General features: G+C 73.8%; 28 protein-coding genes and 1 pseudogene. 11 read left to right on the top strand and 18 right to left on the bottom strand.

The features are described 5' to 3' along the window. Nucleotides 1–170: 170 nt before the first annotated feature. From BEP24_RS11285 to BEP24_RS11260, 6 genes are all read right to left on the bottom strand, one after another. Nucleotides 171–1,289, bottom strand: a complete 1,119-nt coding sequence (locus BEP24_RS11285; protein WP_065963405.1) for an ABC transporter permease — start codon at nt 1,287–1,289, stop codon at nt 171–173. Continuing rightward, on the bottom strand, nt 1,286–2,167 hold the full coding sequence (locus BEP24_RS11280) for an ATP-binding cassette domain-containing protein (RefSeq protein WP_065963404.1): 882 nt from the start codon (nt 2,165–2,167) through the stop codon (nt 1,286–1,288). The genes BEP24_RS11285 and BEP24_RS11280 overlap by 4 nt, the downstream gene beginning before the upstream one ends. A gap of 149 nt (nt 2,168–2,316) precedes the next feature. Next, entirely contained in the window at nt 2,317–3,057 is a 741-nt protein-coding gene (locus tag BEP24_RS11275) for a response regulator transcription factor (protein ID WP_065963402.1), read from the bottom strand. Beyond that, nucleotides 3,039–4,316, bottom strand: a complete 1,278-nt coding sequence (locus BEP24_RS11270) for a sensor histidine kinase (RefSeq protein WP_065963400.1) — start codon at nt 4,314–4,316, stop codon at nt 3,039–3,041. The genes BEP24_RS11275 and BEP24_RS11270 overlap by 19 nt, the downstream gene beginning before the upstream one ends. A gap of 44 nt (nt 4,317–4,360) precedes the next feature. Then, complete coding sequence (locus tag BEP24_RS17100; RefSeq protein WP_065963397.1) at nt 4,361–5,077, bottom strand: tetratricopeptide repeat protein; 717 nt, start codon at nt 5,075–5,077, stop codon at nt 4,361–4,363. 7 nt (nt 5,078–5,084) lie between these two features. Then, nucleotides 5,085–6,284 (bottom strand): MFS transporter, encoded by a 1,200-nt coding sequence (locus tag BEP24_RS11260; protein WP_065963396.1) that lies wholly within the window; start codon nt 6,282–6,284, stop codon nt 5,085–5,087. A gap of 23 nt (nt 6,285–6,307) precedes the next feature. Here BEP24_RS11260 and BEP24_RS11255 point away from each other — a divergent pair, with 23 nt between their 5' ends. Beyond that, nucleotides 6,308–6,862 carry a TetR/AcrR family transcriptional regulator gene (locus BEP24_RS11255; RefSeq protein ID WP_065963395.1) on the top strand — a complete coding sequence of 185 codons (555 nt, stop codon included), beginning with the start codon at nt 6,308–6,310 and terminating at the stop codon, nt 6,860–6,862. 212 nt (nt 6,863–7,074) lie between these two features. Here the strand turns inward: BEP24_RS11255 and BEP24_RS16655 are convergent, their stop codons facing one another. Beyond that, nucleotides 7,075–7,368, bottom strand: coding sequence for a hypothetical protein (locus tag BEP24_RS16655; RefSeq protein ID WP_083230300.1), 294 nt, complete (start codon nt 7,366–7,368; stop codon nt 7,075–7,077). A 162-nt stretch (nt 7,369–7,530) separates the two neighbouring features. On the opposite strand from BEP24_RS16655, the gene BEP24_RS18065 reads away from it, so the two are divergent. Then, nucleotides 7,531–7,791, top strand: a complete 261-nt coding sequence (locus tag BEP24_RS18065) for a hypothetical protein (protein WP_253181665.1) — start codon at nt 7,531–7,533, stop codon at nt 7,789–7,791. A gap of 82 nt (nt 7,792–7,873) precedes the next feature. Here BEP24_RS18065 and BEP24_RS18190 read toward each other — a convergent pair. Next, nucleotides 7,874–8,116, bottom strand: a pseudogene (locus tag BEP24_RS18190) (alpha/beta hydrolase); the annotation flags it as partial. Between BEP24_RS18190 and BEP24_RS18060 the strand changes: the two are divergent. Further along, nucleotides 8,063–9,067 carry a hypothetical protein gene (locus BEP24_RS18060; protein ID WP_253181664.1) on the top strand — a complete coding sequence of 335 codons (1,005 nt, stop codon included), beginning with the start codon at nt 8,063–8,065 and terminating at the stop codon, nt 9,065–9,067. The pseudogene BEP24_RS18190 and the gene BEP24_RS18060 sit on opposite strands and share 54 nt — an antisense overlap. A 608-nt stretch (nt 9,068–9,675) precedes the next feature. On the opposite strand, the gene BEP24_RS11245 is transcribed toward BEP24_RS18060, so the two are convergent. Then, nucleotides 9,676–10,137 carry a RimK/LysX family protein gene (locus BEP24_RS11245; protein ID WP_065963391.1) on the bottom strand — a complete coding sequence of 154 codons (462 nt, stop codon included), beginning with the start codon at nt 10,135–10,137 and terminating at the stop codon, nt 9,676–9,678. Nucleotides 10,138–10,207: 70 nt separating this feature from the next. Between BEP24_RS11245 and rimK the strand changes: the two genes are divergently transcribed. From rimK to BEP24_RS11225, 4 genes are all read left to right on the top strand, one after another. Further along, complete coding sequence (rimK, locus tag BEP24_RS11240) at nt 10,208–11,386, top strand: 30S ribosomal protein S6--L-glutamate ligase (RefSeq protein WP_065963388.1); 1,179 nt, start codon at nt 10,208–10,210, stop codon at nt 11,384–11,386. 106 nt (nt 11,387–11,492) lie between these two features. Next, entirely contained in the window at nt 11,493–12,527 is a 1,035-nt protein-coding gene (locus BEP24_RS11235; RefSeq protein ID WP_065963412.1) for a 3-oxoacyl-ACP synthase III, read from the top strand. Then, a complete protein-coding gene (locus BEP24_RS11230) occupies nt 12,524–15,232 on the top strand; it encodes an alpha/beta fold hydrolase (protein ID WP_065963385.1) in 2,709 nt (902 codons plus the stop codon). The genes BEP24_RS11235 and BEP24_RS11230 overlap by 4 nt, the downstream gene beginning before the upstream one ends. Before the next feature lie 77 nt (nt 15,233–15,309). Beyond that, nucleotides 15,310–16,281, top strand: a complete 972-nt coding sequence (locus tag BEP24_RS11225; protein WP_065963410.1) for an NAD(P)-dependent oxidoreductase — start codon at nt 15,310–15,312, stop codon at nt 16,279–16,281. 187 nt (nt 16,282–16,468) lie between these two features. Here BEP24_RS11225 and BEP24_RS11220 read toward each other — a convergent pair whose 3' ends face one another. The 9 genes from BEP24_RS11220 to BEP24_RS11180 all read right to left on the bottom strand — a co-directional run bounded on the left by BEP24_RS11220 (nt 16,469) and on the right by BEP24_RS11180 (nt 21,758). Beyond that, nucleotides 16,469–16,885 (bottom strand): MFS transporter permease, encoded by a 417-nt coding sequence (locus tag BEP24_RS11220; RefSeq protein ID WP_065963383.1) that lies wholly within the window; start codon nt 16,883–16,885, stop codon nt 16,469–16,471. Beyond that, entirely contained in the window at nt 16,882–17,907 is a 1,026-nt protein-coding gene (locus tag BEP24_RS11215; RefSeq protein WP_065963381.1) for an Asp23/Gls24 family envelope stress response protein, read from the bottom strand. Before BEP24_RS11215 ends, BEP24_RS11220 begins: the two co-directional genes overlap by 4 nt. A 61-nt stretch (nt 17,908–17,968) precedes the next feature. Continuing rightward, nucleotides 17,969–18,142 (bottom strand): CsbD family protein, encoded by a 174-nt coding sequence (locus BEP24_RS11210; protein ID WP_065963379.1) that lies wholly within the window; start codon nt 18,140–18,142, stop codon nt 17,969–17,971. A 140-nt stretch (nt 18,143–18,282) separates the two neighbouring features. Beyond that, the gene (locus BEP24_RS11205) at nt 18,283–18,846 is read right to left on the bottom strand and encodes a hypothetical protein (protein ID WP_065963377.1); all 564 of its coding nucleotides are present in this window, start codon (nt 18,844–18,846) and stop codon (nt 18,283–18,285) included. Next, nucleotides 18,843–19,418 (bottom strand): DUF6286 domain-containing protein, encoded by a 576-nt coding sequence (locus BEP24_RS11200; RefSeq protein WP_065963375.1) that lies wholly within the window; start codon nt 19,416–19,418, stop codon nt 18,843–18,845. The genes BEP24_RS11205 and BEP24_RS11200 overlap by 4 nt, the downstream gene beginning before the upstream one ends. Before the next feature lie 8 nt (nt 19,419–19,426). Then, the gene (locus BEP24_RS11195) at nt 19,427–19,732 is read right to left on the bottom strand and encodes a hypothetical protein (protein WP_065963374.1); all 306 of its coding nucleotides are present in this window, start codon (nt 19,730–19,732) and stop codon (nt 19,427–19,429) included. A gap of 23 nt (nt 19,733–19,755) precedes the next feature. Further along, the gene (locus tag BEP24_RS11190) at nt 19,756–19,947 is read right to left on the bottom strand and encodes a DUF2273 domain-containing protein (protein WP_065963373.1); all 192 of its coding nucleotides are present in this window, start codon (nt 19,945–19,947) and stop codon (nt 19,756–19,758) included. Further along, nucleotides 19,940–20,395 carry an Asp23/Gls24 family envelope stress response protein gene (locus tag BEP24_RS11185; protein WP_139197497.1) on the bottom strand — a complete coding sequence of 152 codons (456 nt, stop codon included), beginning with the start codon at nt 20,393–20,395 and terminating at the stop codon, nt 19,940–19,942. The genes BEP24_RS11190 and BEP24_RS11185 overlap by 8 nt, the downstream gene beginning before the upstream one ends. Before the next feature lie 166 nt (nt 20,396–20,561). Beyond that, a complete protein-coding gene (locus tag BEP24_RS11180) occupies nt 20,562–21,758 on the bottom strand; it encodes a helix-turn-helix domain-containing protein (protein ID WP_065963371.1) in 1,197 nt (398 codons plus the stop codon). A gap of 244 nt (nt 21,759–22,002) precedes the next feature. On the opposite strand from BEP24_RS11180, the gene BEP24_RS17095 reads away from it, so the two are divergent. From BEP24_RS17095 to pgi, 4 genes are all read left to right on the top strand, one after another. After that, complete coding sequence (locus BEP24_RS17095) at nt 22,003–22,299, top strand: metal-sensitive transcriptional regulator (protein WP_065963407.1); 297 nt, start codon at nt 22,003–22,005, stop codon at nt 22,297–22,299. 32 nt (nt 22,300–22,331) lie between these two features. Further along, the gene (locus BEP24_RS11170) at nt 22,332–22,550 is read left to right on the top strand and encodes a heavy-metal-associated domain-containing protein (protein ID WP_065963368.1); all 219 of its coding nucleotides are present in this window, start codon (nt 22,332–22,334) and stop codon (nt 22,548–22,550) included. Further along, the gene (locus BEP24_RS11165) at nt 22,547–24,814 is read left to right on the top strand and encodes a heavy metal translocating P-type ATPase (RefSeq protein WP_065963367.1); all 2,268 of its coding nucleotides are present in this window, start codon (nt 22,547–22,549) and stop codon (nt 24,812–24,814) included. Before BEP24_RS11170 ends, BEP24_RS11165 begins: the two co-directional genes overlap by 4 nt. A gap of 113 nt (nt 24,815–24,927) precedes the next feature. Further along, entirely contained in the window at nt 24,928–26,634 is a 1,707-nt protein-coding gene (gene pgi, locus BEP24_RS11160) for a glucose-6-phosphate isomerase (RefSeq protein ID WP_065963364.1), read from the top strand. Nucleotides 26,635–26,792 lie beyond the last annotated feature (158 nt).

Below are 26,792 nucleotides of genomic sequence, written 5' to 3'. Positions count from 1 at the left end.
GTCCCGTCCCCCCGCGCCCGTCCCTCCACGCGGATGGAGCAGGAAYCGTCGGGTGGCGGGCCCGGACCCGACGTCGTCTGCTCCATCGAGGGCGGCGGGACGCGACCACACGACGGACGGGAGGCGCGGTGCCCGCCCGCACCGCGCCTCCCGTCCGTCCCGTGGCGGCGTCAGCCGCGCAGCGCCTCCGCGAGCTTCACGCGACCCCCGGTGCGGAGCAGCGCGTTCTCGTAGATGCGCGCGCCGACGAGCACGACCACGACCACCGACACGGCGACGATCAGCAGCGACAGGATCGGCTCCCACCACTGGGCGGTCCCGAGGAAGATCCGCATCGGCATCCCGATCGGCGCGCTGAACGGGACGTACGACATGATCCCGACGATCGTGGGGTTGTCCGCCGCCGAGACGATGAGGATGTACGGGATCATCACGAGCATCATCACCGGCATCGTGACGCTGCCGACGTCCTCCTGGCGCGAGACGAGCACGGCGGACGCGGCGAACATCGCGGCGATGAGCACGAAGCCGATCGCGAAGAAGCCGACGAACCACAACACGCTCGGGCCGAGCATCGAGAACATGTTGTCCTGCCCGGTCACCGCGAGCGTGATCGCCGCCGCGACGGCCACCGCGACGATCTGCGCGAACGCCATCAGGCTGTTCCCGAGCACCTTGCCCGCGAGCAGTGCCCGGGCCGGGATCGCGGCCATCAGGATCTCGACGACGCGGGTCGACTTCTCCTCGACGACGCTCTGCGCGATCGACGAGCCGAACGTGACCGCCGAGGCGAAGAACACGACACCGAACATGATCCCGATGAGCGACACCAGACCCGCGGGCAGCGCACCGGGGTCGAGCAGGTCGACGCGCGGGGTCGTGCTCAGCGCGCTCACGACGTCGGTCGGCACGTCGTCGAGCCCGACCACGCGGTAGCCGAGGGTGTCGTCGGACGGCACGACCGCGGCGTCGACGTCACCCGAGCGGACGAGCCGTTCGGCCTGCGCGACGCTCGACGTCTGCGTGACGTCGAGGCCACGCGTCGACGTCAGGCTCACGCCGTCGACGACCGCGACCGGCGTGGTGTCGTCCGCGGTGGCCTTGCCGACGATGCCGGCGACGACGATCGACGCGACGACGGCGAGGATCAGGATCGCGGCGGAGACGATGAACGCCTTGCTGCGGAGACGGGCCTGGATCTCCCGCGCGGTGACGAGCTGCACCGCGTTGACGAACGTGCCCTGACGGGACGTGCCCTGGCGGGACGTGGCCTGGCGTGCCGTTGTCATCGCACGACCTCCCGGAAGACCTCGCTGAGCCGCGGCACCCGGGGCGCGAACGACCCGACGGTGCCGTGCTGGACCGCACGCTGCAGGACGGCCTGGGCGGTGGCGTCGTCGGCCTCGAACACGGCGTAGCCGCCGTCGAACTCGCGGACGACGACCCCGGGCTCGGCGCGGAGCCAGGCGAGGTCTCCCTCGACCAGGAGCTCCCACGCCGCGGGGCCCGCCGCGCGACGGAGCTCCTCCTGCGGGCCGGCCGCACGGATCGTGCCGGCGGCGATCACGACGACGTCGTCGCAGAGGCGCTCGACCACGTCGAGCTGGTGGCTGGAGAACAGCACCGGCACGCCGGTCGCCGCCGTCTCGCGCAGGACGCCGAGCACGGTGTCGACGGCCATCGGGTCGAGGCCGGAGAACGGCTCGTCGAGCACGAGGACCTCGGGCTGGTGGGCGAGCGCCGCGGCGACCTGCACGCGCTGCTGGTTGCCGAGGGACAGCTTCTCGACGGCGTCGTCGGCGTGCTGCTCGAGGTCGAGGCGTTCCAGCAGCGCCGCGGTCCGCTGCCCCGCGGTCCGCTTGTCGACGCCGTGCAGCCGGGCGAGGTAGGTGATCTGCTCGGCGACCGGCATCTTCGGGTAGAGCCCGCGCTCCTCCGGCATGTAGCCGAAGCGGCGACGGTCGGCCGGACCGACGGTCGCGCCGTCGATCGACACCGTCCCCGCGTCGGCCTGCAGGACGCCGAGCAGGATCCGCATGGTCGTGGTCTTGCCGGCGCCGTTGCCGCCCACGAACCCCGTCAGGCGGCCGCTGCCGACCGTGAACCCCACGTCGTCGAGCACCCGGCGGTCGCCGAAGTGCTTCGTGACGCCTTCGATGGTGAGCATCGTCGTCCCCTTCCGTCGGCGGTCCTCGCCGACACGTCGACCGTATTGGCCGGGAGGCGCGGGTCGCCTCCCACGTGAGGGGGGGACTCCGGTACGGGGCGGCTCCACCGCACGGGGGAGCGGTGGGTGGGCCGGTGCTGTCCGGTCCGTCAGGGGCGGGCGGCGACGCCGTGCTCGAACGCCCAGACGACCGCCTGGATGCGGTCGCGCAGGCACAGCTTCTGCAGCACGTTCGACACGTGGGTCTTCACGGTGGCCTCGCCCACGTACAGGGCCGCGGCGATCTCGGCGTTGCTGTAGCCCTTGGCGAGCAGGCGGAGCACCTCGGACTCGCGCTCGGTCAGGCCCGCGGCGGCGATGGCGGCGGTGCCGGGGTCGGTCCTGCTCGCGGTGTCGGCGGTGGTGTCGACACCTTCGTCGGTGCCGGTGCCGGTGCCGCCCGTCGTGCCGGTCGGACGGGCGGTGGTCGCGCGGCTGATCACCCGCCGGGTCACGTCCGGGGCGAGCAGGGCGTCGCCGGCCGCGACCGTGCGGACCGCGTCGATCAGCCGTTCGGGGGAGGCGTTCTTCAGCAGGAACCCGCTCGCCCCGGCCTCGAGCGCCTGGAACAGGGCGTCGTCGTCGTCGAACGTCGTGAGCACCAGCACGGCGGGCGGGTCCGGGAGCGCGGCGATCCGTCGGGCGGCCTCGAGGCCGTCGACCCCCGGCATCTGCACGTCGAGGCAGACGACGTCCGGCCGCAGCGCCACCACGGCGTCCACCGCGGCGGCACCGTCGGGCGCCTCGCCGACGACCCGGAAGCCGGGCTCGGACTCGAGGATGACGCGGAAGCCGGCCCGGACCAGGTCCTGGTCGTCCGCGAGCACGATCGTCAGGTCGTCGGCAGCCATGCCCGCACCAGGTACCCTCCCCGGGCGCGCGGCCCGATCTCGATGCGCCCGCCGACCGCCGCGACGCGCTCGCGCATCCCGACGTGGCCGAGGCCGCTGCCGTCCGTCCGCCGGACCGCGCGCTCGCCGTGGCCGTCGTCGGCGACCTCGACCTCGATGCCGTCGTCGAGGTACCGCAGCCGCACGTCGGCGCGCGCGGTCGGACCGGCATGCTTGAGGACGTTCGTCACCGCCTCCTGGGCGATGCGGAACGCGACCGCGCCGACGGTCGGCGGGACCGGGCGCTCGTCGCCGACGACCACGTACTCGACCGGGTGCCCGGCCGTCCGCACCGCGTCGACGAGTTCCGGCACCCGAGCGAGGCCCGCGGTGCTCGGGGCGGTCGTGGCGGCGCGGTCCCCGCCCGACGGCTCGTCGTCGGAGCGGAGCGTGCCGAGCATCCGACGGAGTTCCTCGACCGCCGTGCGTGCGCTGTCCTCGACCACGCCGAGCGAGGTCGCGGCCTGCCCCGGGTCACGATCGATCACGCGTCGGGCCGCACCGGCCTGCACGCCCATGAGCGAGACGTGGTGGGCGACGACGTCGTGCAGCTCCCGCGCGATGCGCACCCGCTCGAGCGTGACGGCCTGGGCGGCGGTGCGCTCCCGTTCGGCCGCGAGCTCCGCGGTGCGTTCGGCGAGGTCGTGCTTCGCGACCGCGGACGCCCAGGCCCGGTTGCCCGCGTACCAGGCGCCGCCGAAGTACAGGACGTTGATGAGGATGTTCACGAGCGAGTACGCGACGTAGGGCGCGATGAGGGCGCCGTCGTCCTTGGGCAACGCGCTCGGCATCGACCACCCGAACGAGATCGACAGGAACACCCAGACGAACATCCCGACGATCACGACCCACCGCACCGCCTCGGCGCGCACGCGGTCGGAGCACCACGCACCGACCGTGTAGAGCGCGATGAACAGCGTGAAGTTGATGAGCAGGACCTCGGGCACGTGCAGGAGCTGCGTGGCGGCGAACGCGAGCGCGGCCACCACCGCGACCGTCATCGGCCACCGGCGGCGGAAGGCGAGCGGGGCCGCGTTCGCCACGACCATGAGCGCCGACACCCACCACGCCGCCTGGTCGTCCTCGTACAGGCCCGACGCGCCGTACAGGGTCGTCGTGACGGCGAGCCCCACCGTGAGCACGAGCGCGAGCAGGAGGTCCTGCCGCTGTTCACGGCGCCCGATCGGCAGCCGCGCCCACTCCGTCGTCGTCCGCCCCATGTGCTCCACGGTAGCGGTACCCGGCGGCGCCGCCGGAGCCTTCCTCACCAGTCCCGTCCCGGCCCTCCGGTCCCGACCACCTGCAGCACGCCCATCGCGACGACGGAGCCGAGCACGGCGGCGGTCGTCGCCCACCCGGTCGCGCGGAGGGGGCGACGGGACCCGAGTGCGCCCACGGCCCGGACGGCTGCGGCGACCGCAGCGACCGCGAGCGAAGCCAGCCCGCTCCACAGGACGAGGTCGTCGAGGGGCGCACCGGCCCACGTCGCGACCGCCGCCACGAACGCGAAGACGAGGCACCCCGCCACGACGACCACCAGGGCCTCGGCGACGTCGGCGCAGCGCTCCTCGAACGCGGACGTCGGCCGACGTGCCTCCGCCGAGCGCCGGCGCGGGTGCACGGACATCCGTGCGCGGTGCTCCTCGACCTCGGGCAGCAGGTCCACGACGCTCGGCGGGAGCGGTTCGCGGAGCGGCAGGGCGAGGAAACGCGCCAGGTCGCCCGGTCGCACGCCCGACGATGCGAGCAGGCGCGCAGCGCGGTCCCGCTCGACGTCGGTCACGCTCTCGGGCAGGGTCAGTCCCCACCGCCCCGCCTGGTCGGGGTGGCCGAGTGCGCGGTAGCGCTCTACCAGTGCGCGGCGCGCGTGCGCGTCCGTCGGGTCGGCGCGGACGCGCTCCCGCAACAGGGCGAGGGCAGCCCGATGATCGCCGTCGGCCCACAGCCGGTCGACGTCGTCCCGGCGGTCCGGCGCGTGCACGTGCCCATCATCGGGCCTCGTGCCCTCGCGTGGCGACCGGTCGGCGCAGCGCCGTGCGCGCGGCCACCACGGGGACCAGTGCGGCGGCGAGCACGACCGCGGCGGCAACGACGAAGGTGGCGGCCGTCCCGAGCAAGCCGAGCACGGTGCCCGCGACCGCCGCACCGAGTGCCTGTCCGGCGACGAGGAGGACGAACAGCGCGGACGTGCCGACCGGGGCCCGGGTCCGGTCGACCTCCGTCGTCCAGGCGATGAGCCCGCCGGTCGCCGCGGTGTAGCCCCAGCCGAACACCGTGCACGCCGCGAGCGACACCGGCACCACCGCGGGGGCGACGCCGAGGACGAGCACCGCGGCGCCCGCGACGGCGGCCGTCAGCGCCCACTGCCGGCGCGCGGACAGTGCGCTCGTCCACCGTGAGGTCACCGCGACCAGGGCGCCGCCGGCGCCGAGGGCGACCCACGCGCCGACCGACAGCGCGCTCCCGACGCCGGCCTCGACCAGTGCCGTCCGCCCGTACGTCCACACCACGGCCGATCCCGCCCCGAAGGCCAGGGCGACGGCCATCGGCAGGGCGTGCGCGACGAGCCAGCGCCGGTCGGGGCCGGCGGGACCTGCCGGGGGTCGTCCTCGGCCCGCTGTGTCCCGGGCCGACCCGGCAGCGGTGACGAGGACCCCGCCCACCACGAGCGTCACGATCCCCGCCGTGGTCCACGCCGTGCGCCAGTCGGGCAGCAGGACGAGGGCGAGGAAACCTGCGGCGACGAGCCCGGGGCCGGTGCCCGAGTTGACCATCGCCTGCGCACGGGGGAGTGCGGCGTGCTCGACCCGGTCGCCGACGAGCCGCACCAGGGCGGGCGACGCGATGCCGGCCCCTGCCGAGGCCACCACCGCGGCGGTCCCGAACACGAGGGTCGACGTGCTCGCCGCCATCACGAGTGCTCCGACCCCCGCGATCAGGGCGGCGACAGCGGCGAGAGCCCGGGCCGCCCGCCCGGCGAGGACGGACCCGGCCACCGCGCCGACGCAGTAGAGCACCGAACCGCCCGCGGAGACGGCCCCGGCGACGTCCGCACCGAAGCCGAGGTCGCGCTGCACGTCCGGGAGGAACAGGCCGTACGCCAGCCGCACGAGACCGTACGTCGCGGCGATGAGCCCGAGCCCGCTCCCGATCAGGACCCGGTCCGAGAACAAAAACGATCGTTTCACTTCTGGGATCGTAGGCTGACGGCATGGCGATGCGTCCAGCGACCGAGCAACGCGTGCTCGACGCCGCCGAGGAGCTCTTCTTCACCCGGGGCATCGCGGCGACCCCGGTGGATGCGGTTCTCGAGCGCGCCGGGGTGTCCTCGGCGACGCTCTACCGCGGGTACCCCAGCAAGGAGGCCCTCGTCGCGGCCGCCCTCGACCGCCGCCACGACGACTGGACCGCCACGTGGGACCGCGCCGTCGCCCGGGCGTCCGACGACCGCGGCCGGTTGCTCGCCGTGTTCGACGCGCTCGACGACCACCGCGCGACCCCGACCGGTTCACGGTGGTGCGCGTTCCTCGGGACCGCCGCCGAGTACGTCGACGCCCCCGCCGACGTCCGGGCCGTGCTCGACCGGGAGACCGACACGCTGCGCCGCCGGCTGACCGAGACCGCCCGCCCGCTCGTCGGTGCCGCAGCCCCGGCGCTCGCCGAGCAGCTGTTGCTCGTCGTGTCGGGATCGCTGGCGATGCGGCTGCGGGATGCGGCAGGCGGGACGGCGACCGCGCGCGCGGTCGCCGTCGCGCTCCTGCCCTGACCGCGCAGGCCCACGGTACGGACGGGAGGCGCGGTGCCGGTGACGCGCGCGCGTCACCTGCACCGCGCCTCCCGTTCGTCACCTCGCACGCGACACGAGGCGCGACCGTCTCGGCCCGCCGGGGACGGCGGTCGCGCTGACGGTGGCGAGCTGCATGCCGCGCTCCTGCACCGCCGGCAGGCGCTCCCGTTGGGCTGGCGGGCGATGCGCGCTCAGGTCTTCGGCGGGCTGATGATCGGGTCGCTCCACTTCGGGAACGGCGGGTACTCGCCGGGTAGGGACTCCTCGGGGTACTCGCCGTCATTGCGGCCGCCGACGGCCTCGGTCAGTGCGTGGCCGTCGTTGGTCCAGTACTGCCCGCTGTACACGGTGAGGCCGTAGTCCCCATCGGGCTGCACCTCGTACTCGACGTGCCAACCGGTTCCCGTGTCAGCCAGGACCTCGTGGTAGCGACCTCGTGTCCGCTCGCGGTAGGACCAGTCGCGCTGCCCGAAGAAGTCGATCATGGGCTGCAGATCGCGCGGGTCTCCGGTCGCTCCAGCAGGCGACCACAGCCGATCGCTCCGGAGGAAGTAACTGTTGCGGGGACCGGCTCCACGGAGCGGAACGATTCCGTCTCCGCCGATGTTGGGAACCCGGTCGCCGCCGATCCACGACCACTCGCCGACGTGTACCGCTCGCTGCGCTTCCGCGAGGACCACCTGCATCTGCGCGTAGCGCTCGGCGTACCGGTCGAACTCCTGCTGCGCCGACAACTCCGCCACGTCGTCCTCTGTCAGACCTGCGGCATCGACTGGCATGTGGCCTCCTGGGCTGGTGCACGCGGTGAGGAGCCAAGCGCAGCAGGCGGCTGCTACGAGGGCACGAAGCGATCGCATGATCTTCATCCTGGTACTCCGGTAGCGACGATCTTCGAGATGGTGTCCTGAGCCGTCGAGCCAGGGGTCGGGTCTGGGCCAGCGCTTCGGCTGCGGTCGTGGAGCCGTACGAGTGGCCGAGGACCGTGGACCGACGCGGTGCGCCCCCTCGGCTGTCGTGGATGCCGTCGAGGAACGACGCCAGCTCGGCCCCACCCGCGGCGGCCCGCCCCTGCGCCGGGACCTCGGGGAAGGCGGGTGCGCGGTAGCCGAACCAGGACACGACCGCGTACGAATCCGTCTTCCGTGCCCTCGCGGCAGACCGGAGGAGCCCAGAAGCGGCTTGCGCCTTCTCCAGCGTGCTGCCGAGCGTCGTCGTCGCTCCGGGGACGTTCACCGTGACGTTCGCGGCGGTGTCGAGGTCGCCCAGCACGACCGCGGCGACGGGAGCGCCGTTCGCGACGCCGAAGCCGACGAGCTGCGCCACCGTCGCGGTCGGCGCCGGCAGGTCGGCTACGATCCGGTCCGCTCGCTGGAGCCCGTGCGCGAGCGCGCGGACCTGTGTGGTGAACTCCTCGAGGCTCACCGCTCCGTACGTGTACGCCAGTCCGAAGAGCCGGTACATCCGCTCGGGGTCTCGGAGCGCCGCGGCGAGCACCCGCCGCGAGGCCACGTCACGAGCGACGGCGGGCAACCCGTCGAGGTTCGCCACCTGCACCTGGGTCCGCAGCGGGAGTACTGCGATGTCCTCGGCGGTGAGCCCGAGGTCCGTCCAGGCCGCCGCGACCTCCGCCGGGGTCAGGGACGGCTCCAGCAGCCGCCGTGCCGCAGGGGAGAGGGTCGACACTCCGGCGATGTCGAGCGCGACGTCGGCGACCGATCGTCCTCCGGCGGCTTCGAACGCGTCGGCGATCCGCGCCGCCCACCGGGCGTCCTCGGCGTTCTCGTCGAGGTACGCACCGAAACCGCCCGGCAGCGGCGGTGCCTCGACGGGGACCCACCCGCACCGGTCACGGAAGCCCGCCCACGCGTTCCGGACGCGGACGAGGTCCTGTTCCGTCACACCGTCCTGCGCCTGGGCCGTGGCGGTGAACCGGCGCAACCGTTCCGGATCGGCACTGCTGCGCCCGGTCGCCTGCGCGCCGGTCCGTCGTCGGTGCCGAGCACGGAAGGTCGCGGTGACGGGCGTCGGTCTGATCGGGGCCGCGGTCGGTTCCGGGTCGAAGGCTGCTGCGCTCGCATCGAGCAGGGGCTCCCACGCGGCAGCGATGCCGACCAGGGTGTGCTCGCGGTCAGCTGCCCGCTTCCGCCAGGCCGCGAGCTCCGACCGTCGGTGGCGCTCCTGTGAGGCCTGGTGCCGGGCGATCCGCACCTGGTCGGCGAGGTCGTCGAGGGCGTGCGCGAGACGCACCCGGTCCTCGTACTCGACGGTCCTGGCGGTCTCGAAGAGTCGCGCGTACCCGCCGTCGAAGTCCCGCAGCGCTGCCTCTGCAGCGCTCCGTCGCGGCCACGCGCTCCCGCGCAGCGCCAGTGCGGCCTGCGCAGCGCACGCCGCGAGCCGCGCAGCTGCGCCGTCGTCGAACCCGAACCCCACGTCCCACCCCCATCACCAGACCGGCAATGTGGAGAACGTAGCATTTCAGACGAATCGACAAGGAGCGTGTGGAATACGGCCCCTCCGGGACGGGAGGCGCGGATGCAGCCGGCCCCGCGCCTCCCGTCCGCCGTGGAGTCGGCCGCATGTCGGGAGGCGCGCACAACGGGAAGCATGCCGCACCACGGAACGACGTGGTTCGACGTGCTTCCCGTTGTGCAGGAGCACGCGGCACCGGCAGCCGCCGGCGCACGGCGCGGCACGGCTACGCCGGCCACCGGCCACCGGCCACCGGCCAGCGGCCAGCGCGCAGCGACCAGCGGCCAGCCCAGCGCGCGCAGCGCGCCCAGCGCGACCGCGCCTCAGGCCCGCCCGCGGTTGCGCCGCCGGATCTCCTTCGGCGCCCGTCCCGCCGTGAACGACCGCGCCGGGTCGACGAGGAACCCCTGCCGCAGGGCCTGCCGACCGACGAGCATCCGGAAGCCCATCTGGTCGCGGTTGCTCAGCGTGACCTCGGCGTCGACCGTGATCCCGGCCAGCGTGATCGGCGTCAGCACGACGATGCGCTCCTGGGTGTGGCCCGTCGAGCTCCGCACGACCCGCCGGTCGTGCACGTCGCACTCGTGGGTGACGGCGTCGGCGTCGGTGTCCTGCCAGGGGTGCACCGAGAAGCGCACGCGGTCGCCGGGGAGCTCCTCGAGGTCGAACGCGTGCAGTGCCGAGCTCCGGGCGCCGGTGTCGAGCTTGACCTTGATCCAGGGCAGCTCGAGACCGGGCAGGGCAGCCCACTCGCGCCAGCCTGCGATCATCGGGTTCCGGGCCATGGGGCCATCCTGTCGCATGCTTTGATGGAGCGTCGCCGTCGACGTCCTCGAACCCCCGTGGAGCACCCCGATGAAACTCGCCATCCTGTCGCGCGCCCCGCACGCGTACTCGACGCAGCGCCTGCGTGCCGCCGCGATCGACCGCGGGCACGACGTCAAGGTGTTGAACACGCTGCGGTTCGCGATCGACCTGACCGCCGACGAGCCCGACCTGCTCTACCGCGGCAAGCTGCTCAGCGACTACGACGCCGTGCTGCCCCGGATCGGGAACTCGATCACGTACTACGGCACCGCGGTCGTGCGGCAGTTCGAGCAGATGGACGTGTACACGCCGAACACCGCGACGGGGATCACGAACTCGCGCGACAAGCTCCGCGCGAACCAGATCCTGTCCCGGCACCACATCGGCATGCCGGCGACGACGTTCGTGAACAGCCGCGCCGACGTCCGCGGGGCGATCGACCGGGTCGGCGGTGCGCCCGTCGTCATCAAGCTGCTCGAGGGCACGCAGGGCATCGGCGTGATCCTGGCACCGGAGGCGAAGGTCGCCGAGTCGATCGTCGAGACGCTGCACTCGACGAAGCAGAACGTCCTCATCCAGGCGTTCGTCTCGGAGAGCCGGGGGCGGGACATCCGCGCGCTCGTCGTCGGCGACCGGGTGGTCGCGGCGATGCGCCGGAGTGCGAGCGGCGACGAGTTCCGGTCGAACGTGCACCGCGGCGGCACGGTCGAGAAGGTCACGCTGACGCCCGAGTACGAGGAGGCGGCGGTCCGCTCGGCGCAGATCATGGGTCTCCGGGTCGCGGGCGTCGACATGCTCGAGGGCAACGACGGCCCGCTCGTGATGGAGGTCAACTCGTCGCCCGGGCTCGAGGGCATCGAGCGTGCGACGGGCCTCGACGTCGCCGGCGCGATCATCGACTTCATCGGCAACCAGGTCGCCTTCCCGGAGATCGACGTGCGCCAGCGCCTCAGCGTGTCGACCGGGTACGGTGTCGCCGAGCTCCTCGTGCACACGAACGCCGACCTGGTCGGCCGGACGATCAAGGAGTCGGGGCTCTGGGACCGCGACATCACGGTGCTCACCCTGCACCGCGGCGCGAACGTGATCCCGAACCCCCGGAGCGGCGTGACCCTGCAGGCGAGCGACCGGCTGCTCTGCTTCGGCAAGCTCGAGGAGATGCGCTCGATGATCCCGGACCGCCGGCGCCGTCGGAGCAAGGTCCGGAAGCTCCCGAAGGACGCATGACGCCGTCTCCCACCCGGAACGGACCCCACACCCAGCCACGATGCGGAAAGATGACCCGGTGACGATACTCGCTGACCGCCCCGTCGAACCCACCCCGAACGACGACGTGGAGCGCCCGGGCAACGCCACCGCGAAGCACCAGAACGTGTCCCTGCTCTCGGTCGCGACGACCACGGCCGAGCGGGTCACGACCTCGGCCGACATCGAGGCGAAGCTGCGCGGGGTCCTCCGGCGCCTGCGCCTGCCGATGGGCCTGCTGGAGCGCGTCGCGGGCGTCACCGAGCGCCGCAACTGGGGCGAGGGCCAGACCTTCCAGGACGCCGCGATCGACGCCGGCCGCCGCGCCATGGCCGAGGCGGGCATCCGCCCCGAGGACGTCGGGCTGCTCATCAACACGTCGGTGACCCGCCCGCACCTCGAGCCGAGCGTCGCCGTCCGGCTGCACCACGGGCTCGGCCTGCCGTCGTCCGCGATCAACTTCGACATAGCGAACGCGTGCCTCGGCTTCGTCAACGCGATGAGCGTCGCCGCGAGCATGATCGACTCCGGCCAGATCAAGTACGCGCTCGTGGTCGACGGCGAGGACGCCGACCAGGTGCAGCTCAACACGATCGACCGCCTCAACCAGGGCGGCCGGAACCGCAAGGACTTCATGAGCGAGTTCGCGAGCCTGACCCTCGGGTCCGGTGCCGCGGCCGCCGTGCTCGGCCCGTCCGACGTGCACCCCGAGGGCCACCGCATCATCGGCGGTGTCACCCGTGCCGCGACGCAGTGGTACGACCTGTGCGTCGGCAGCGTCGACGGCATGTTCACCGACGCGAAGATGCTGCTCAAGGGCGGCATGGAGCTCGTCGTCGCCGCCTGGACCGAGGCCCGCGCGCACTTCGACTGGGCGGACATGGACCGCTACGTGCTGCACCAGGTCTCGGACGTGCACACGAACGCCTTCGTCGAGGCGATCGGCATCCCGCGTGCCAAGGTGCCGACGACGTACCAGCGCTACGGCAACGTCGGTCCGGCGTCGATCCCGATCACCCTCGCGGACGAGGTCGCCCGCGGCGGCATCACCCGCGGTGACCGCGTGTTCCTCGGCGGCGTGGGCTCCGGCATCAACACGGCGATGATGGAACTGCGCTGGTGAGGTCCGACCTCCCGCGCGTCGCCGCCTCCACGGCTCCGGCGACGCTCCCGCCGCCCCTGCCCGGACTCGACCCGGCCTGGTCGCGGTTGGTCACCGTCCCGGGTGGCACGGACCGGACGGGAGGCACGGATCACCCGGACCGCACGTGGCACCTCCTCGACACGGCCGGCTCCCTCGACGCGCTCGGCGCGACCCCGGTGGGCACGCTGCTGTGCGTGCACGGCAACCCGACGTGGTCGTACCTGTGGCGGTCCGTCGCGGCGCAGACCCTCGCGGTCGCCCGCGCCGGCGGCCCGGCCTGGCGCGTCGTCGCGGTCGACCAGCTGGACATGGGGTTCTCGGAGCGCACCGGCGTGCAGCACCGCCTCGCCGACCGCGTGCGCGACCTCGGCGCCCTGACCGACGTGCTCGGGCTGACCGGTCCGGTCGTCACGGTCGGGCACGACTGGGGCGGTGTCGTCTCCCTCGGCTGGGCGGTCGACCACCCCGGGCTGCTCGCCGGGGTCGTCACGTGCAACACCGCCGTGCACCAGCCCGAGGACGCCCCGATCCCCGCTCCGCTCCGGCTCGCACTGCGGCCGCAGGTGCTCGGGCGCGGGACGGTCCTGACGCCGGCGTTCCTCGAGACGACGCTCGCGATCGCCCACCCCCGGCTCGACCGACCCGTCGCCGACGCCTACCGTGCGCCGTACCGCGGGGCCGCGCGCCGCGGGGGGATCGGCGGCTTCGTCGCGGACATCCCGGTCGACGCCGCGCACCCGAGCGCCGCCGAGCTCGACCGCATCGCGACCGGTGTCGCCGCCCTGCGGGTGCCCGCGCTCCTGGTGTGGGGGCCGCGCGACCCGGTGTTCCTGGAGCGCTACCTCGACGACCTCACGGCACGGCTGCCGCACGCCGACGTGCACCGCTTCGAGGGCGCCGGGCACCTGCTGCCCGACGACGCCGACGTGGCGGGCACGCTCACCGACTGGTTGGGTGACCACCTGCCGGACGGACACGCGCCCGCCGGGGTCGAGCCGCGCCTCCCGGCCGACGTCCCGGACCACACGGCCGACGCGAGCCGGCCGCTCTGGGCCGCACTCGAGGACCAGCGCGACGCCGACGGGCCCGCGCTCGTCGAGATGGCCGCACCCGGCGGACCCCGCACCGTCTCCTGGCGCCTGCTCGCGCGCCGTGTCGACGAGGTCGCGGTCGGGCTCGCCGACCTCGGCGTCCGCCACGGCGACCGCGTCTCGCTCCTCGTCACCCCGGGTGCCGACCTGACCGCGGTCCTGTACGCGTGCGTCCGGATCGGTGCCGTCGTCGTGGTCGCGGACGCGGGACTCGGGCTGCGCGGTCTCACGCGTGCCGTCCGCGGCGCGCGACCGGACTGGATCGTCGGCGCGTTGCCCGGGCTGTCGGCGGCGCGCGCGCTCGGCTGGCCGGGTCGGCGGATCGCGACCGTCGCGCTGCCCGCACCCGCGCGTCGCGCGCTGCGGGTGGAGCACTCCCTCGCGGAGGTCGCACGCCGTGGTGCCCGGCTGCTCGCGTCCGGGCGGACCCTGCCGGCCGCACCGTCCCCCGAGGACCCCGCCGCCGTGCTCTTCACCTCCGGGTCGACCGGTCCCGCGAAGGGCGTCGTGTACACGCACCGGCAGCTCGCGGCCGTCCGCGACGTGCTCGCGGCGCAGTACGACGTCGGCGTCGGGACCGGACTCGTCGCGGGCTTCGCGCCGTTCGCGCTGCTCGGGCCGGCGCTCGGTGCACGGTCGGTCGCGCCGGACATGGACGTGACCGCGCCCCGCACCCTGACCGCGCGGGCCGTGGCCGATGCCGTGCGTGCGGTCGACGCCACCGTGGTGTTCCTCTCGCCGGCCGCCCTGGCGAACGTGGTCGCGACCGCGGGGGACCTGACCGCGACCGACCGGGAGGCCCTCGCCGGGGTCCGGCTGTTCCTGTCGGCCGGCGCGCCGGTCCCCGAGGCGCTCCTCGCGGCGGCGACCGAGCTCATGCCGAACGCGAGCGCGCACACCCCCTACGGCATGACCGAGGGACTCCTCATGACCGACGTCGACCTGGACGGCGTGCGCGCCGCGGGCGACACCTCCGGGTCCGGCATCTGCGTCGGCGTCCCGGCAGCCGGGGTCCGGGTGCGCATCGCGCCGCTCGACGACCTCGGCGTCCCGAGCGGTACCCCCACGGACGCCGCGGGCGTCACGGGGGAGATCGTCGTCGCGGCGCCGCACGTCCGCGACCACTACGACCGGCTCTGGCGGACGAACCGGGCCTCGCGGCAGGGCGTCGACGACCCGCGCGGGCACCGCACCGGTGACGTCGGGCACCTCGACGCCGACGGCCGCCTCTGGGTCGAGGGCCGTCTGCAGCACGTCGTGACCACCGCCCGTGGCGTCGTCACCCCGGTCGGCCCGGAGCAGCGGATCGAGGCCGTCGACGGCGTCGGCCGCGTCGGTGTCGCGGGCGTCGGCCCCACGGGGACGCAGCAGGTCGTCGCCGTGGTCGAGACCGTACCGCCCGTCCGTCGTCCGGGCCTCGCGACGGCGTCCCTCGCGACCGCGGTCCGGGCCGCCGCCGGGGTCCCGCTCGCCGCGGTGCTCGTCGTGCCCGTGCTGCCGACCGACATCCGGCACAACTCCAAGGTCGACCGTGCGCGCCTGTCCCGCTGGGCCACGTCGGTCCTCGGCGGTGCCCGGATGGTCCGACCGTGAGCGCAGCACGTCCCACCGGTCCGGACGGGGGCACGGACCGTCCCACCGGTCCGGCCGAGGACACGGACCGTCCCACGGTGCTGGTGACCGGCGCGAGCGGCTTCCTCGGTCGGGCGACCGCTGCGGCCGTGCGCGACGCCGGGTACGCCGTCCGCACGTTCCAGCGCCGGGCGTCCGGCGTCGACGGGGTGACCGACGTGCGGGGGAGCACGACCGACGCCGAAGCCGTGCGCCGTGCGGTCGCGGGCGTCGACGCGGTCGTGCACCTCGCCGCCAAGGTCTCGCTCGCGGGCGACCCGGCCGACTTCGCCCGGGTCAACGTCGACGGGACGCGGCTGCTGCTCGACGCCGCGCGCGCCGCCGGGGCCGGGCGGTTCGTGTTCGTCTCGTCACCCTCGGTCGCGCACACCGGATCGTCCCTCGTCGGCGTCGGCGCGGGACCCGCCGAGCCCGACGCCGCCCGCGGCGACTACGCCCGGACGAAGGCCGCCGCCGAACTGCTCGCACTCGGTGCCGACGCCCCCGGGTTCGCGGTCGTCGCGGTGCGCCCGCACCTGGTCTGGGGGCCGGGCGACACACAGCTCGTCGGACGGATCGTCGACCGGGCCCGGTCGGGGCGGCTGCCGCTGCTCGACTCCGGCGCGGCGCTCATCGACACGCTCTACGTCGACAACGCGGCCTCGGCGATGGTCGCGGCCCTCGAGCACGCGGCCGACGACCGGGTGCACGGCACCGCGTACGTCGTGACGAACGGCGAGCCGCGTCCGGTCGGGGAGCTCCTCGGCGGGATCTGCCGGGCGTCCGGTGTGCCGGCACCCCGCGTGCACGTCCCGGCGGCGCTCGCCCGGGCCGCCGGTTCGCTCGTCGAGGCCGTGTGGCGGGTGCGCCCGGGCGAGGACGAACCGCCGATGACGCGGTTCCTCGCCGAGCAGCTGTCCACGGCGCACTGGTTCGACCAGCGGCGGACCCGCCGGGACCTGCGGTGGGAGCCGACCGTGTCGATCGACGAGGGGCTCGCCCGCCTGGCGACGCACGCGCACTCCGGCTGAGGAGCGGGGCGGACAGTCCCGTCCCGTCCGGATCGTCCTCACGCACACGACGACACCCCACGCGCGTCGACGCGCGTGGGGTGTCGCTGCGGCCGTGGGACGGCCGCTCCCGGCCCGCCGCGGCGGACCGGTGGGAGCCGCGGCGGGCCCGTGTTCGGGTCACGAGCCCGCCGCGGCGGTCAGGGGGTCAGCCGGTGAAGCGCTGCCAGAGCTCCGTGACGATCGGCCAGACGTCCCCGGCACGGTCGGCCGACGAGATCGCCACCGTGACGACCGGGTAGGCGGTCACGGCCAGGCTGACCAGCACCGTGAGCGCCACCACGAGCACCGTGGTGACGGTGTGCCGACGGGTGAGGGCCAGAAGGAGCAGCGCCAGGACGACCACGACGCCGACCAGGGTGACGGCCGTGACCCGCAGGAACGGGAACGGCACCAGGCCGGCCGTCGTCGCCGTCACACCGCCGAGGAAGCCCACGAGCGGCAGGTAGGCGCCGAGGGCGATCGCGAGCACCAGGACGATGCCGATGCCCGACGCGATCCAGACCCCGCGGGGCCGGGGGCGGCGGAGCGAGGAGCCCCGCCGCCCTGCCCACGCGGAGGTCACGGGCGGTCCGCGTCGCCGCCGTCGTGGCGGTGCGACCCGGCCTCGTCGCGGACCACGTCCGCGGCGTCCTCGATGCGGTCCGCGGCGTCGTCGAGCGCATCGGCGACCCGGTCCTCGGCGGCGGCGTGGTCGCCGTGCGCCTCGGCACGGTGCGCGCCACCGCGGTCGGACGGTGCGTCGGACACGGCGTCGGCGGCTGCGTCGGCTGCGTCGGACGCAGCGGCACCGGCGTCGGCGGCAGCGTCGGTCGCGGCGGATGCGGCGCTCGATGCACGCTCGCGCACCTCGTCCGAGGCGTCAGCGACGGCGTCCTTCGCGGCACCGACGGCGTCCTTCGCCGCCGCACCGGCCTCGGCCGACGCGTCAGCGGCGCGGTCGGCCGCGTCGGACGCGGCGTCACGAGCACGGTCGGCGACGTCACCGGCGGCGTCCTTCGCTCGCTCGGCTGCCTCACGGGTGGTGGCGGCCGCGTCCTGTGCGACCTCCTTCGCCCGTTCGGCGACGTCCGCTGCGCCCTCGCGGACGGTCTCCGCGGCACCGGCGACGGCGTCCTTCGTGCGGTCGACGGCGTCGCCGACGGCCTCCTTCACCTTGTCGACCGGGGTGGGCTCGTCGTCGAAGGGGCCGTGCACGTCGAGCACGCGGACGTCGACCGTGGTCGGCTGGCCGGACCCGAGCTGGGACACGGCAGCGGTCACCTGGCGGCGGACCTCGGCGGCGACGTCCTGCACGGGCTGCGGGTAGGTGACGACGAGCGACACGGTGACGTCGAGCGTCCCGTCGACCTCGTCGACCTGCACCCCGGGCGCCCCGGCGGAGCGTCCGAGCTGGGAACGGACGCGGTCGGCGGCTCGGGCGACGAGGCCGCCCAGGTGGTGGACGCCCGGCACGCCGAGCGCCGTCTCCGCCGCGGTGCGGGCGGCGACCACCAGTGGCCCGGCGTCCTCGGGGAGCGGGGTGGTCAGCTCGGACGGCAGGTCGACCTCGGTGATCTGCGTCCGGGCGTTCGGATCGTGCTGCATGGCTTCCTCCTCGAACAGGACGGCCGTCGCTCCCGTCAGGGGAGCGACGGCCGTGGGTCCACTAGTGCTTGAAGACGTCCTTGACGTCCTCGCCGGTCTGCTTGGCGCTCGCGGCGGCCTGGTCCTTCTTGCCCTCGGCGACCTTCGAGTCGTCGTGGGTCGCGTTGCCCAGGGCTTCCTTCGCCTTGCCCGCGAGGTCCTGCGCTGCGTTCTTGATCTTGTCGTCGAGTCCCATGGGTTCTTCCTCTCCGTTGTCCGGGCTCGCGCCCGGTGTGGGTGACGGACTGGAGGCGCTGGTCGCCTCCGCCGGTGCGTCCGGCTGGACGCGGGTGGAGCTGGTGGAGCTGGTGGTGCGGTCTGGTCGTCCGGGTCCGGCTAGTGGACGCGGGCGGGTTTGGCGAGGGTGGTGCGGGTGCCGCCGGTGAGGTGGACCAGGACCGGGAGCTGGTGGCCCAGGGTCTGGTCGAGGGTGTCGACGGCGTGTTCGACCGCGGTCAGGACACCGACCGCGTCCCCACCACGACGGACGTGGACCTTGATCCGCGCGGCCCGCTGCTTCCGGATCAGGTACGTGTCGACCTTCGCCGCGACCACGTCGTGGACGTCGGCGAGTTCGTGGTCGACCACGTCCCGCACGAGCGCGACGTTCACGGTGACCTGGTCATCGCCCGTGCGTTCCCGGGCCGCGACCGAGGTGCCGCCACCACCACGGGTGAACACCACGACCAACGCCAGGATGATCACGACCGCGCAGACGGCGGCGATGATCCACAACGTCTGCGACGGCACGTCGACCGTCGACGGGATCGTGACGTAGGGCTTGACGGTGTCGCGGACGGGGGTGAGGACCCCGGCGCCGATGACGACGCCGACGATGACCGCGACCAGGCCGAGCAGGAACAGCAGGATCCGGTTCAGGGTGCGGTTCGTGGTCGTCACGACAGGGTTCCCTTCTGTTCCACGTGCACCTTGACGCGGGTGCCGTGCTTGCCGCCGAGCCGGCCGAGGCGTTCCTGGACGGCGTCGCGGACGGCTGCCTGGTCGACGGGGATGCCGGACAGGGGCACCACGCGCACCTCGGTGTGGTGGCCGCGGGCGGTGGCGGAGGTGTTCGACTCGGGCAGGTGCGCGGCGGATGCTGCGGCGTTGGCTGCGGTCGAGGCGAGGATGCGGGTGTCGATCACGACGGCGCCGCGGTCGTGGTCGATCGCGGAGCGCGACATCCGGCCGGGCTTGAGGGCGAGGACGACCAGGACGATCCCGGCGATCACGAGGACCGCGGCGATGACCTCGGCGATGGTCGTGAACGCCGCGTCGGGCTTCAGGGCGGTGTCGACGACGGTCTGCGGGTCGGCGAGCAGGGGTGCCTGACCGATCGCCTTCAGGACCGACTCGGTGCCGATCCACGCCGCGACGAGCGCGGTCACGACCAGGGCCACGGACACGGCGGTGGACCGGGACCGGTGCACGCTCCGGCGACGCAGGCGCCGCTCGATGCTGCTGGTGCTCATGGTTCCTCCTACCGGACCCGGCCCTCGTGCTCACGCACGATGCCGGTCAACTCGATGTGGGCGCTGCCCACGTGGCGACCCGTGAGGTCGCGCACACGGGACTTGATGCCGTCCGCGGCGGAACTGGCCGCCTGGACGATGTCGTGCTGCTCCCGGATCGGGCCGGTCACCTCGAGCGCCAGCGCGCCGTGGTGGTCACCGAGCCCGACCCGGAGCCGCTTCGCGGGGACCCCGAGCCGTTCGGCCGAGACTGCCCGGGCGAGGGCCGTCAGGGCCTTGGCGGTGATCTCGACCCGGCCCGGGACGGCGCTCACCGGGAGGCTTCCCGGGCCGGCGCTCACCGGGAGCTCCGGCGTCCGGTCAGCACGTCGGTCAGGGCGCCGCGGTCGATCTTGCCGGTCGACAGGGCCGCCACGAGGGCGCCGATCAGGCCGAACACGATGACCAGGACGAAGCCCCAGAACCCGAACTGCAGTGCCACGACGGCGAGGATCGCGCCGACCAGGGCGCCGACCAGTGTGTTACTCAACGCGCGACTCCTTCTTGTCCTCGTTGTCGTCGTCGTCGCCCGGGATGTAGACGTCCTGGACGGTCACGTTGACCTCGGCGACCTCCATGCCCACGATCTGGGTCAGTGCGCGGGCGACGGCCGAACGGACGCCGTCGGCGACCTGCTGCAGCGAGACCGGGTACTCGGCGACGATCACGACGTCGGCAGCGACCTGCTTCTCGCCGACCTCGACCTTGACGCCCTGGCCGTAGTCGCGCTGGCCGATCTTGTCGCGCAGCGCGCCGATGGCACGGGCGGCGCCGTTGCCGAGGGAGTGCACGCCGTTGACCTCGCGGGCGGCGATGCCGGCGACCTTCGACACGACGGTGTCGTCGATCGTCGTCTTGCCCGAGGTCGAGCCCGAGGCGTGCGAGCCGGTGCCACGAGCGGTGGTGGCGGAGGTGGGGGTGGTGATGGTGTCAGCCATGGGGTGTGCTCCTTCCGATGTGCCCGCGGGGCTCGTGCCCAGCGGATGCTGTTCACGGATGAGACGGGCTGTCACCGACGTTCGTCACGCCACCGTCATCGGTCGCAGCGGGTTTCCAGGAAAGGCCCCAGAACGGCGGTTCTCCGTGTACCCCGGGGGAGGAGGGTCAGGCCCGGCCGCCGATTCCGGCCTCGGGGTTGCGTCGTGCACGTTCGCGCATCGCCCGCAGGTACGCCATCGGTGACTGGCCGCACTCCTCCTGGAACAGCTGCTGCAGACGACGGGGCCGCACACCCGCGGCGTCCGCGATCTGCTCGACGGTGAGGTCGGCGTCGGCGTGCTGCTCGATGTGCGCGACCGCGCGGCGGACCCGCCACGAGGACCGGCCGGACTCGGGCCGTGCGGCACGGGACGACCGGAGCGTGGCGGCCGGGTCCTCGCCGAACCGCTCCCGGTAGGCCGCGGCGAACCGGCCCGGGTTCGTGAAGCCCCAGCGGCGCGCGACCGGCGTCACACCGTCCTCGGTGCCCCCGTGCAGGAGTTCGCGCCGCACCCCGTCGAGGCGGTGGTCGCGCAGGAAGCGGTTCGGTGTGGTCCCGAGGGTACGGGCGAACACGTCCTGGAGGCCGCGCTGGCTGAGGCCGCACGCCGCGGCGATCTCCGGCACCGCGGGGCGGTCGGCGGCGTGCGTCTCGATGTACCGGATCGCGTCCCGCAGCCGGTTCGCCACGGGGACGTCGACTCCGCGGTTGCGGATCGGGAAGGTGTCGAGGACGACGGTCGCGAGCCGCCGGTTGAGCGCCGTCCGCATCGGACCGACCACGCGGTCGTCGAGCAGCGCGGGCGCGAGGTCGTGCACGAGCCGCCGGAGGGGTTCGTGCTGTGCCACGCTCGCGTCCTGCTGGTCGAAGAGCAGCGGGCCGCTCGGCAGCCGGTAGCCGAGCTCGTCGCCCACCGTGCGCAGGAACGGGTCGGACAGGTGCAGTCCGTTGTAGACGGTGTCGGTCGACTCGAAGCGGTAGGCCTCGGACGCCGACGCGATGTACGGGCTGCCCGGTTCGACGTCGCGCGTCCGGTCGGCGAAGTGCATCGTGAGCCGGCCCTTCGTGAGCCAGAACACCACGTGGTCGTTGCGTGCGCCGATCACGCCGCCGCGCCGTCCGCCCTCGGCCCGCATCGTCCGCAGCGTGACGTCGTCGTCGCCGACGATCGTGTACTCGTACCGGGTGTCGACGGTCACGAACGTGTCGGTCCCGAGGTCGCGGCCGTTGTACTCGGCGGAGAAGATCCGTGAGTAGTCGGTGCCGTCGCCGTCGGTGAACCGCAGGCGGCGGAATCCGTTGGTCGACGTGGTGGTGCTCACCCGCGCATCATGGCAGGCCTGTCCGGGATGCGCGTCGGTCCGCGTACATCGCGGGCCGCGGCCCGACGCGCACCAGGTGTGCACGCGCGGTCCGTGGGCGGCGGGGCGGACCGGAGCCGCGCCTCCCGGCCGGTGTCCCGACCACGCCGGATCGCGAGCCGACCGCCGGGACCCGCGCGCTGGACCCGGTGCGCCGGGAATACCCCAGGGGGGTACCGTGTCGTACACGGTGACGGAGGGCAGCATGCACGACCACACGCACGTCGGGTACATCGACGACAAGGACGACCTGCTCAAGCGGCTGCGCCGTGCCGAGGGGCAGGTGCGCGGCATCGCGCGCATGGTGGAGGACGAGACGTACTGCATCGACGTCCTCACCCAGATCTCGGCGGCGAACCGTGCGCTCGAACGCGTCGCACTCTCGCTGCTCGAGGACCACCTGCGGCACTGCGTCGCCCAGGCCGTCGCCGAGGGCGGCGAGGCCGCCGACGCGAAGGTGCGCGAGGCGAGCGACGCGATCGCGCGGCTCGTCCGCTCCTGACCCACTGTTCGGACCGACCGGAAGGAACCCAGATGACCACCGAGACCCTCGCCGTCACCGGCATGACCTGCGAGCACTGCGTGGCGAGCGTCACCGAGGAGGTGTCCGAGCTCGACGGCGTCACCGACGTCGCGGTCGAACTCGTCCCCGGCGGCTCGTCGACCGTGACCGTGACCTCCGACCACCCGCTCGACCCCGCGTCCGTGCGCGCCGCCGTCGCCGAGGCGGGCTACGAGGTCGTGGCACGGTGAGCGACGGGGTCGTCGAGCTCGACATCACCGGCATGACCTGCGCCTCGTGCGCGAACCGGATCGAGCGGAAGCTCGGGAAGCTCCCCGGGGTCACCGCGACGGTGAACTACGCCACGGAACAGGCGCAGGTCGAGGTCGCCGGCCCGGACGCGGCGGACACCGCCGCACTCATCGCTGCGGTCGAGGCAGCCGGGTACGGCGCGACCGTGCACGCCGCCGCCCCACCGGAGGCGCCGGAGACCGACGACCCGACCGCGCCCCTGCGGCAACGACTCGTCGTGTCCGCGGTGCTCGCGGTGCCCGTCGTGCTGCTGTCGATGGTGCCCGTGCTGCAGTTCCCGAACTGGCAGTGGGCGGCACTCGCACTCGCGGCCCCCGTCGCGGTCTGGGGTGCCCTGCCCTTCCACCGTGCGGCGTGGACGAACGCCCGACACGGTGCGGCGACCATGGACACCCTGGTGAGCGTCGGCGTCCTCGCCGCCTTCGGGTGGTCGCTGTCCGCGCTGTTCCTCGGCGACGCCGGACGACCCGGGATGCACATGGTGTTCTCGTGGTTCGCCGCCGACCCCGAGGCGAGCGACCTGTACCTCGAGGTCGCCTCGGCCGTCACGGTGTTCATCCTCGCCGGACGGTACATGGAGGCCCGGGCGAAGCAACGGTCGGGCGAGGCGCTGCGTGCCCTGCTCGAGCTCGGGGCGAAGGACGCCGCGGTGCTGCGGGACGGCCCGGCCGGGCCGACCGAGCAGCGGGTCCCGACCGCCTCGCTCGTGGTCGGCGACGTCGTGGTCGTCCGGCCGGGGGAGCGCATCCCGAGCGACGGCGTCGTGCGGGACGGGTCGTCCGCGGTCGACCTCGGCGTGCTCACGGGCGAGTCCGTCCCGGTCGAGGTGCGACCGGGTGACCGGGTGACCGGTGCGACCGTCAACGTCGGCGGACGGCTCGTGGTCGAGGTGACCGCGGTCGGCGCCGACACCGAGCTCGCACGCATGGGCCGGCTGGTCGAGGAGGCCCAGACCGGCAAGGCCGCGGTGCAGCGCCTGGCCGACCGGGTGTCGGCCGTGTTCGTGCCGGTCGTGATCGGGCTCGCCGTGCTCGCCTTCGTCGGCTGGACCGTCGCGGGCGGCTCGCTCACCGCGGCCTTCACCGCCGCGGTCGCGACGCTCATCATCGCCTGCCCGTGCGCCCTCGGCCTCGCGACGCCCACGGCCCTGCTCGTCGGGACCGGGCGGGGATCGCAGCTCGGCATCCTGATCGGGGGACCGCAGGCGCTCGAACGGACCCGGACGGTCGACACGATCGTGCTCGACAAGACCGGGACCGTGACGACGGGGGCGACGGAGGTCCGGGACGTGGTCGTGGCGGCGGGCGGAGCTGGTGCCGACTCCGCCGCCGACTCCGCCGCCGCCGCCGACGTCCTCGCCCTGGCGGCGTCCGCCGAGGACGGGTCCGAGCACCCGGTCGGCCGGGCCGTCGTCGCGGCAGCGCGGGCGCGCGGGCTCGACGTCCCCACCGCCACGGACTTCCGCGCCGAACCGGGGGCCGGCGTGCAGGCGCTCGTCGACGGCGAGGTCGTGCTCGTCGGCACGGCGTCCTGGCTGACCGACGCCTGGGCGGTCACGCTCCCCGAGGACCTCCGTACCGCGGTGGCCGCGGCCGAGGCGTCGGGCGGAACCGCCGTCGTGGTCGCCCGCAGCGGCGCCGCGCTCGGCGTCGTGGTCGTCGGCGACACCGTGAAGCCCGACGCCGCCGACGCCGTCCGACGCTTCGTCGCCCTGGGCCTCCGCCCCGTCCTGCTCACGGGCGACAACGAGGGAGCGGCCCGTGCGGTCGCCGAGCAGACCGGCATCGACGAGGTCCACGCCCAGGCGACCCCGGCGTCGAAGCTCGAGACCGTCCGTCGCCTGCAGGCCGAGGGGCGGACCGTGGCGATGGTCGGCGACGGTGTGAACGATGCGGCGGCACTGGCGGCGGCCGACCTCGGCATCGCGATGGGCGCCGGCACCGACGTGGCGATCGCGGCGAGTGACATCACGGTCGTGAGCGGACGGCTGACCGTCGTCGCGGACGCCGTGCGGCTGTCGCGGGCGACCCTGCGGACGATCCGGGGCAACCTGTTCTGGGCGTTCGCGTACAACGTCGCGGCGATCCCGCTCGCGATGGCGGGGCTGCTCAACCCCGTGCTGGCGGGGGCGGCGATGGCGTTCTCGTCGGTCTTCGTCGTGACGAACAGCCTGCGGTTGCGTCGGTTCCGGCCGCAGGCCTGAGGGCGCTGTGCGCGACCGCACCCCCGCGGCACTACGCTCGAAGGTGGTCCGCGACGCAGTGCTGCGGTGACCCGCGGGCTCGACTGATCGAACGCGATCCCAGGAGGACCGAAGTGACCGAATCTGCTCCCGTCGACCCCACGTCGACCGACGGATGGAAGAAGCTCGCCGGCATCGCCGACGGCTTCACCCCCGACCTGCGCGGTTGGTTCGACAGCGACCCCGGTCGTGCCGAGCAGTACACGTTCCAGGCCGCCGACCTGACCGTCGACCTGTCCAAGGGGCTCGTGACCCCGGAGATCCTCGACGCGCTGCTCGAGGTCGCGAAGGACACGAAGGTCGCCGAGCGCTTCCAGGCGATGCTCGCCGGTGACCACATCAACGTGACCGAGGACCGCGCCGTCCTGCACACCGCGCTCCGCCGCCCGAAGGGCGCCACCCCGGCGCTCGTCGTGGACGGCCAGGACGTCGACGCCGACGTGCACGCCACGCTCGACAAGGTGTACGCCTTCGCCGAGCAGGTGCGCTCCGGTGCGTGGACCGGCGTGACCGGCAAGCGCATCGAGACCGTCGTCAACATCGGCATCGGCGGCTCGGACCTCGGCCCGGTCATGGTCTACGAGGCCCTGAAGCCGTACGTGCAGCCCGGGCTCGAGGCGCGCTTCGTCTCGAACATCGACCCCGCCGACATCTACGAGAAGACCGCGGACCTCGACCCCGAGACCACGCTGTTCATCGTCGCGTCGAAGACCTTCGGCACCCTCGAGACCCTGACGAACGCCCGCCTGGCGCGCCAGTGGCTGTGGGAGCGGCTCGGCCTGACCGACGCCTCGGACGACGACAAGTCGAACGCCGTCGCGAAGCACTTCGTCGCGGTGTCGACCGCGCTCGACAAGGTCGCCGCGTTCGGCATCGACCCCGAGAACGCCTTCGGCTTCTGGGACTGGGTGGGCGGCCGCTACTCGGTCGACTCGGCCATCGGCACGAGCGTCGTCATCGCGATCGGCAAGGAGAACTGGGAGCAGTTCCTCGCCGGCTTCCACGCCATCGACGAGCACGTCCGCACGACGCCGCTCGAGCAGAACGTCCCCGTCCTGATGGGCCTGCTCAACGTCTGGTACACGAACTTCCTCGGTGCGCAGAGCCACGCGGTCCTGCCGTACACGCAGTACCTGCACCGCTTCGCCGCGTACCTGCAGCAGCTCACCATGGAGTCGAACGGCAAGCGCGTGCGCTGGGACGGCACCCCCGTCACGACCGACACCGGCGAGGTCTTCTGGGGCGAGCCCGGCACGAACGGCCAGCACGCGTTCTACCAGCTGATCCACCAGGGCACGCGCCTGGTCCCGGCCGACTTCATCACGGTCGCGAAGCCGGCCCGTCCGCTGAAGGACGAGTCCGGCGACGGCAAGGCCGTGCAGCCGGGCCAGGACGTGCACGCGCTGTTCCTCGCGAACTTCTTCGCGCAGACGAAGGCGCTCGCGTTCGGCAAGACCGCCGACGAGGTCCGCGCCGAGGGCACCACCGACGAGGGCATCGTCGCCGCGCGCACCTTCACCGGCAACAAGCCGTCCACGTCGATCCTCGCGCCGGAGCTCACCCCGAGCGTCCTCGGCCAGCTCATCGCGCTCTACGAGCACATCGTGTTCACCGAGGGCACCATCTGGGGCATCGACTCGTTCGACCAGTGGGGCGTGGAGCTCGGCAAGCAGCTCGCGCTGCAGATCGCCCCGGCGGTCGACGGCGACCAGTCCGCGCTCGACGCGCAGGACTCGTCGACGAAGGCGCTCATCGCCAAGTACCTGGAGCTGCGCGGCTAGACCGCGTCACCCCGGGACGGACGGGAGGCGCGGTGCCGGCTGGCACCGCGCCTCCCGTCCGTCTGCCGGTCACCCAGGTGCGGGACCCGCCGTCGCGACCCGGCCGCGCGACCCGGCCGCGCGACCCGGCCGCGCGACCCGGCCGCGCGACCCGGCCG

Source organism: Curtobacterium sp. UCD-KPL2560 (genome assembly GCF_001705035.1).
Classification (GTDB): Bacteria; Actinomycetota; Actinomycetes; order Actinomycetales; family Microbacteriaceae; genus Curtobacterium.
This window is presented reverse-complemented; position numbering and strand designations above follow the sequence as displayed.

Bases quoted from the DNA above. Each gene is read 5' to 3' on its own strand.
- BEP24_RS11285 (WP_065963405.1), bottom strand. From the start codon at position 1,289: ATGACAACGGCACGCCAGGCCACGTCCCGCCAGGGCACGTCCCGTCAG.
- BEP24_RS11280 (WP_065963404.1), bottom strand. From the start codon at position 2,167: ATGCTCACCATCGAAGGCGTCACGAAGCACTTCGGCGACCGCCGGGTG.
- BEP24_RS11275 (WP_065963402.1), bottom strand. From the start codon at position 3,057: ATGGCTGCCGACGACCTGACGATCGTGCTCGCGGACGACCAGGACCTG.
- BEP24_RS11270 (WP_065963400.1), bottom strand. From the start codon at position 4,316: ATGGGGCGGACGACGACGGAGTGGGCGCGGCTGCCGATCGGGCGCCGT.
- BEP24_RS11255 (WP_065963395.1), top strand. From the start codon at position 6,308: ATGGCGATGCGTCCAGCGACCGAGCAACGCGTGCTCGACGCCGCCGAG.
- BEP24_RS16655 (WP_083230300.1), bottom strand. From the start codon at position 7,368: ATGATCGACTTCTTCGGGCAGCGCGACTGGTCCTACCGCGAGCGGACA.
- BEP24_RS11245 (WP_065963391.1), bottom strand. From the start codon at position 10,137: ATGGCCCGGAACCCGATGATCGCAGGCTGGCGCGAGTGGGCTGCCCTG.
- rimK (WP_065963388.1), top strand. From the start codon at position 10,208: ATGAAACTCGCCATCCTGTCGCGCGCCCCGCACGCGTACTCGACGCAG.
- BEP24_RS11215 (WP_065963381.1), bottom strand. From the start codon at position 17,907: ATGCAGCACGATCCGAACGCCCGGACGCAGATCACCGAGGTCGACCTG.
- BEP24_RS11210 (WP_065963379.1), bottom strand. From the start codon at position 18,142: ATGGGACTCGACGACAAGATCAAGAACGCAGCGCAGGACCTCGCGGGC.
- BEP24_RS11200 (WP_065963375.1), bottom strand. From the start codon at position 19,418: ATGAGCACCAGCAGCATCGAGCGGCGCCTGCGTCGCCGGAGCGTGCAC.
- BEP24_RS11185 (WP_139197497.1), bottom strand. From the start codon at position 20,395: ATGGCTGACACCATCACCACCCCCACCTCCGCCACCACCGCTCGTGGC.
- BEP24_RS17095 (WP_065963407.1), top strand. From the start codon at position 22,003: ATGCACGACCACACGCACGTCGGGTACATCGACGACAAGGACGACCTG.
- BEP24_RS11170 (WP_065963368.1), top strand. From the start codon at position 22,332: ATGACCACCGAGACCCTCGCCGTCACCGGCATGACCTGCGAGCACTGC.